This is a genomic window from Nonomuraea sp. NPDC026600, assembly GCF_040638335.1.
Taxonomy (GTDB): domain Bacteria; phylum Actinomycetota; class Actinomycetes; order Streptosporangiales; family Streptosporangiaceae; genus Nonomuraea.
The window spans coordinates 1-3921 of sequence record NZ_JBEZYD010000096.1; the positions used below are offsets into that span (position 1 = coordinate 1).

Annotated in this window: 4 protein-coding genes; 1 reads left to right on the plus strand and 3 read right to left on the minus strand. The window is 68.6% G+C overall.

The genetic code is table 11. The features are described 5' to 3' along the window. Positions 1 to 326 precede the first annotated feature (326 nt). On the minus strand, positions 327 to 1103 hold the full coding sequence (locus tag AB0F17_RS66270) for a hypothetical protein (RefSeq protein WP_358047802.1): 777 nt from the start codon (positions 1101 to 1103) through the stop codon (positions 327 to 329). Positions 1104 to 2102: 999 nt separating this feature from the next. After that, positions 2103 to 3038, minus strand: coding sequence for a hypothetical protein (locus AB0F17_RS66275; RefSeq protein WP_358047804.1), 936 nt, complete (start codon positions 3036 to 3038; stop codon positions 2103 to 2105). 72 nt (positions 3039 to 3110) lie between these two features. On the opposite strand from AB0F17_RS66275, the gene AB0F17_RS66280 reads away from it, so the two are divergent. Further along, positions 3111 to 3407: a helix-turn-helix transcriptional regulator gene (locus tag AB0F17_RS66280; protein WP_358047806.1), complete on the plus strand. Its 297-nt coding sequence runs from the start codon at positions 3111 to 3113 to the stop codon at positions 3405 to 3407. Positions 3408 to 3714: 307 nt separating this feature from the next. On the opposite strand, the gene AB0F17_RS66285 is transcribed toward AB0F17_RS66280, so the two are convergent. After that, positions 3715 to 3921, minus strand: a 207-nt coding sequence (locus AB0F17_RS66285; RefSeq protein WP_358047808.1) for a hypothetical protein, incomplete at its 5' end; no start/stop codon positions are given.

Here is a 3921-nt window from a genome sequence, read left to right on the forward strand (position 1 = left end):
TCAACGAACTCGCCGCCGCCTACCCAGGCCGCATCAGGTAAAGCAAGACAGCACACAACACAAGATCGTCTTTACACATCTGAGGTTACAAGCTCAACGGCCGGACTGAAGTTGATGGGATCCCGTCTGAATCATTGCGATCGGGCGGGATCTTGTCGTTTCGGGGGTTTCCGAATCGGGTTCGTCCTGGTTTGGGAGCTGCGGAGCAGGTGCCCGGGAAGGTCCAGGTGGTGTCAGACCGCTGGTCGAGGACCGAGTTCGCGTCGTTGGGCATGGCGAAGCCGACGCCGGGCTGGGTGCTGCGACAGGGTGATCTGAATTGCGGCTTATGGGATGGGTGGTGGCCTGCTCCGACCTGGGAGCGGCATGCGGTCGACCTGCTCTGCTGGGATTTCGATGACGTCGGCCGAGGTGTCGGGCTCGTCTGGAGGCTGCTGGGTGTGGCGCCAGGCGTCGAGGAAGTGGTCGTTGGCGACGGCGACGATCAGCGCGGCCAAGATGGTCTGGGCGACGCGTCCGTGGGCGAGTCGGTTCTTGGGGTCGCCGAGGTCGAGGTCGTGCCCCTTGACTCTGCCGTTGATCCCCTCGGTGTTGGCGCGGACAGTTTTGTAGGTCCCGATCCAGGCGGGGCTGAGGTAGGGCAGGTCCTGACGGAATTTGTCGAGATGGCCGAGGTCGCCTTTGCTGATAGTGACGGTCTGCTGGCGGCAGATCTTCGCCAGTTCGCCGGGCTTGTGGTCGGGGCTCGGGGGCAGGACGCGGGGTTTGGCCGCCGGGTGAGCGGCTCGCTGCCGGGCGTCGGTCAGGTCGACCGTGGTGGGACGGCTGGGCCTGCGCTGGTGCAGGCGGTCGAAGCGGGGGCAGGTGACCGATGGGGAGGTGCCTGCTGCCGGGCATTGGAAGCGGACGGTGCCGCTGGTGTTCGGGCTCTGCTTGAGGCGCAGCAAGTACGGCTCCCGCGCGCTGATCAACGCGGTGAGTTCCTCGGACGGGGCGCGGATGGCGGCGTCGTCCAGGCCGGTCGCCTGGGCGAGTCTGTCGGGGATGAGCGGGCAGGCGAGGCTGCCGTCGATGAGCAGGGCGCCGTGGGCACTGCCCTGCACTCCGCGCTGGTCGACCTTGTAGTCGAGGGCGAGTCGGTAGCCGAGTTCGCGTGCGGGTTGTGCGAAGTGGGCGGGTTGCGCAGTCGACGACGGCGAAGGCGGTGGGGAACCCGAGTTGGGTCAGGGGTTTGAGGGTGGTGATGGCGTTGGCGCCGATGCGTTTGTGTGGGGTGTCGAGGACCAGTCCGAGCGCCAGCTGTGGGAACGGGCCGCCGACGGTGGTGGCGGGGCGGGCGGCGACGGTGAGGGTTGCGCTGTAGCCGTACTCGGGTGGGCCACTGCCTGCGGAGTGGTGCCAGCCCGCGGTGATCTCGGTGGAGGCGATCAGTTCTCCGGTGGAGCGGCGCACTCGTGGTGGGCGGGCGAAGACCGGGGCGGCGGTGGTGTCGATGCCGACGTCGCCGCGGAATCCTTCCATGTAGCCGCGGCCTTTGCTCCAGCCGACGGGGGTGAGCACGAGCGCGGTGACGATGTCTTGCAGCAGCTTTCGCTTGCGGGTGTGGTCGGGGTCGTTGTCTTCCCAGGCGGTGGCGAGCAGGTCGGCCTCGTGCTGTGGCAGGCGGGTTCGCCGGTCGTGCCGGGCAGGGTCCAGCAGGCTGGTGAGCCGGTCGAAGGCGCGGTAGAAACGTCGGTTGTCGGCCAGGGTAGCGTGCGGATCGGCGGGATGTGGCCGGTCGGGGCCGAGCCCGAGGTGCTCGCGGGCAGAGTCAGACAAGGCGAACGCAGACAGTCGCCAGGCTTCGGCCAGGGTGGCCTTGCCAGCGTGATGGATCGAGACCATCAGGCAGACGAGCACCGCCCGGATCGGCATTCCGGCCGGGCCGGGGCGTGGGTCGAGTCCGGCGTCGATCAACGTCATGATGCCGGAGCCGTCCAGCAGCCGGGTGTAGTGGCTGGTGACGGAGTCGGGGACCTGCATCGCCTGCTTGAGGGGAGGCTTGGGTCGGGAGTTTCGGGCTCGGGTGGTGCGCGGCGGCCAGGCGCGTGGCTTCGCCGTACTCAACGGGCCTGTTCGTCGGGCCTGCCGCGCAGCAGCGCGACTGCGGTCTGTTCGTCCAGGGCGGGGACGAAGTGTTGGTAGCGGGCCAGTGCGGAGGCGCTCATTCCGGCCGCGGCGGCCACCACTCCCAGATCGATGCGGGCGCTCAGCAACTCGACGATCCACGAGGAGCGCAGCCGGCGCACCGACAGCGCGGGCAGGCCGCCGGTGGGCTGGTGGCGGGCTGTCCAGGAGCTGAACAGGTTCTTGGCGTGTCGGGCGGCGCGTCTGGGCCGGAAGACGAAGGCGTCCCCGGGCCGGTCTGCGGCGTGAACCAGGACGTCCTCCCAGGTGGCGCGGCAGACGATCAACCGCTCTGTGCCGGGGACGGTGACCACGACCGCGCCGGAATCCAGGCAGCGCAGATGCCCGATCCGGACGGCGGCCACCTCACCGGAGGTCAGGCCGCAGCCGAAGGCCAGGGCCATCAACGCCAGCGCGTCGCCTCTGGCCTGGCCAGGCAGGCGTTCGGCCCAGCCGCGCAACCGTCCGAGCTGGGATGGCGAGTACGGCGGGCTGACCTTCTTGGGGGCTTTCATCGGCGGCGGCGCCTGTTCGCCGCGTTCCAGCCAGGCCAGCGTAGCGCGCATGTGCCGCAGCCAGGCCCGGTAGGTCTGCGCCGAACTCGGGGCCAGGCCGGTGCAGCCGGTCAGGACGAACGCGTCGATCGTCTCGTGCCGCAACCACACCTCCGGATCATCTGGCAGACCGCGGCGGCGGCACCACACGGCGAGCCGGGTGGTGGCGTGCAGCAACCGCTCCACGTTGTAGGGGGAGCGGTCGGTGCTGGCGGCGACCAGCATCCGCACCGTGTCGGCGACCTGCTCCCACTCCGGTGGTGGGACGCGGGGCCGATAGCGGGTGATCTTCGCCGAGGTTTCCGGGTCGAGGGTCACACCCCACTCATAGCGGCAGGACAACCTGCCGTTACGCAGCGCGACGACTTCGACCGATAGGAGAACATTGTCATGGTCGGCGGCCGAGCCCGCTCCATCGCGCCCCGGGACCTGGCCGACAACCCGCAGGCCTGGCCCCACGCGGACCTGGCCGGACACCCGGCCGCCGCCGTCGTCCAGGCGATCGCCGCCACCCTCACCGCTGAACTCGCCGCGCGCAAGCTGAGCCGGCGCGGCCTGGCCACCCTGTCCGGGGTTAATCGACAATCCATCAACGACCTGCTCGCCGGGACGTCTTGGCCGGACGTGGCCACCATCGCCTTGCTGGAGACCGCCCTCGGACAGCCGCTGTGGCCCACCACCCGGTAAGGCAGCAGGTGGAGCGGTTGGTGATCGACCATCACTTGGGGATCGGCCATCGACAGGTATGACAGGCATCATCGTCCTCTTTCCGCTCTGCCGGACATCGGACAGGGCAGGCGAAATAGGCTCGACGGCCCCCAAGCGACCGCATCGCGCGTTACGCTCAGAAGCGCGCGAGCCACCGTCAGTTAGACCTGCAGGGCGCTCACGCAACCCGGGTGCCGCCGAGCTGAACTCTCGGCGGCACCCTCTTGTCGTCGACCCGGACCATTTGGCTCAAGCCCTCGCAGCCAGAAGGATGACGACAAACTCATCAATGGTCAGCGGCGGCCCCGTTCAGCGCGGCGCCGTTGAGGCCCTCAACGATCGAGAACTGTCCGCGCTGGTGTTCTGCCAGCCATCCTTTGTCGATCAGACGCTTGAGACTGTCGACGATCACGGAATTCCCCTGCTGTGAGGGGTTTCCGATCAGGTAATTCCCCTGGCGCTTCACGGTTCTCCCCTGGAGGAGGACGTGGGC

What these genes read in the sequence shown, in the direction of transcription:
- AB0F17_RS66280 (WP_358047806.1), top strand. Translation starts at nt 3,111, where the DNA reads ATGGTCGGCGGCCGAGCCCGCTCCATCGCGCCCCGGGACCTGGCCGAC.